The following is a 1,913-nucleotide window of genomic DNA, read 5'->3' as shown; positions in this document are numbered from 1 at the left end:
TTTATTCGTTACTTAACTTTATTTGAAGTTGTCCAATACGTCAAAGATCTTTTTTACACCATTGCTGATGTTTTTGGGTGGAGAATAACGGATTCGAACCGTTGACCCTCTGCGTGCAAGGCAGATGCTCTAGCCAGCTGAGCTAATCCCCCGTTAATAATGTGCCAATCTGCCAATTTGATAATATGCCAATTTCATTCTAGCCATTGGCATATTGGCATATTGTCTCATTGAGAAATTATTTTTGTAGTCCCAGGCAGAGTTGAACTGCCGACCTCTACATTATCAGTGTAGCGCTCTAACCAACTGAGCTATAGGACTGTCAACTTTTCTTTCTTGTTGCCTGAGAGTTTTTCATCTCAGCTTCATCTTTCTCTTTACTGGTTGTCCAGTTTTAAGATCATATATGAATACATATTCAACCGTAGTACACGAGAACAACATACCGTCGTTCCTACTAACCAGATTCCGGCTCCAGAAAGGAGGTGTTCCAGCCGCACCTTCCGGTACGGCTACCTTGTTACGACTTAGCCCCAGTCACCAGTTTTACCCTAGGCCGATCCTTGCGGTTACGGACTTCAGGTACCCCCGGCTCCCATGGCTTGACGGGCGGTGTGTACAAGGCCCGGGAACGTATTCACCGCGCCATGGCTGATGCGCGATTACTAGCGAATCCAGCTTCACGGAGTCGAGTTGCAGACTCCGATCCGAACTGAGACATGGTTTGGAGATTAGCATCCAGTCGCCTGGTAGCTGCCCTTTGTCCATGCCATTGTAACACGTGTGTCGCCCCGGATGTAAGGGCCGTGCTGATTTGACGTCATCCCCACCTTCCTCACAGCTTACGCTGGCAGTCTCACCAGAGTCCTCAGCTCTACCTGTTAGTAACTAGTGATAAGGGTTGCGCTCGTTATGGCACTTAAGCCGACACCTCACGGCACGAGCTGACGACAACCATGCAGCACCTCGTAGGCAGTCATTGCTGAAAATAATGTTTCCACTATCGTCTCCCTACGTTCAAACCCGGGTAAGGTTCCTCGCGTATCATCGAATTAAACCACATGTTCCTCCGCTTGTGCGGGCCCCCGTCAATTCCTTTGAGTTTCACCGTTGCCGGCGTACTCCCCAGGTGGATTACTTAACGCTTTCGCTGTAGAGCTTACTGTCTATCGCAAACTCCTAGTAATCATCGTTTACTGCGTGGACTACCAGGGTATCTAATCCTGTTTGATCCCCACGCTTTCGTGCTTCAGTGTCAGTTATGGTTTAGTAAGCTGCCTTCGCAATTGGAGTTCTGCGTGATATCTATGCATTTCACCGCTACACCACGCATTCCGCCTACCTCAAACACACTCAAGTAAAACAGTTTCAACGGCAATTTTATGGTTGAGCCACAAACTTTCACCGCTGACTTAATTTACCACCTACGCACCCTTTAAACCCAATAAATCCGGATAACGCTCGCATCCTCCGTATTACCGCGGCTGCTGGCACGGAGTTAGCCGATGCTTATTCATCCGGTACATACAAAACACCACACGTGGTGCACTTTATTCCCGGATAAAAGAAGTTTACAAACCATAGATCCTTCATCCTTCACGCGACTTGGCTGGTTCAGCCCTTCGGCCATTGACCAATATTCCTCACTGCTGCCTCCCGTAGGAGTTTGGTCCGTGTCTCAGTACCAATGTGGGGGACCTTCCTCTCAGAACCCCTATCCATCGTCGGTTTGGTGGGCCGTTACCCCGCCAACTGCCTAATGGAACGCATGCCCATCTATCAGCAAATTGCTTCTTTAACAAATATTTCCATGTGGAACCCCTGTTTTATGGAGTATTAATCCGACTTTCGCCGGGCTATCCTCCTCTGATAGGTAGGTTGCATACGCGTTACTCACCCGTGCGCCGGTCGCC

General features: G+C 48.8%; 2 tRNA genes and 1 rRNA gene. All 3 read right to left on the bottom strand.

Annotated features, from left to right (window positions below):
- Positions 1 to 78: 78 nt before the first annotated feature.
- Positions 79 to 152 (bottom strand) — tRNA-Ala (locus DWW90_RS20190).
- Between the two features lie 95 nt (positions 153 to 247).
- Positions 248 to 321, bottom strand: a tRNA-Ile gene (locus DWW90_RS20185).
- A 157-nt stretch (positions 322 to 478) separates the two neighbouring features.
- A 16S ribosomal RNA gene (locus DWW90_RS20180) occupies positions 479 to 1,913 on the bottom strand; the annotation flags it as partial.

The sequence above is a fragment of the Parabacteroides sp. AF17-28 genome, assembly GCF_003479205.1.
GTDB classification, from domain to species: Bacteria; Bacteroidota; Bacteroidia; order Bacteroidales; family Tannerellaceae; genus Parabacteroides; species Parabacteroides acidifaciens.
The sequence above is the reverse complement of the archived record's forward strand: the minus strand, read 5'-3'. Positions and strand labels throughout refer to the sequence as shown.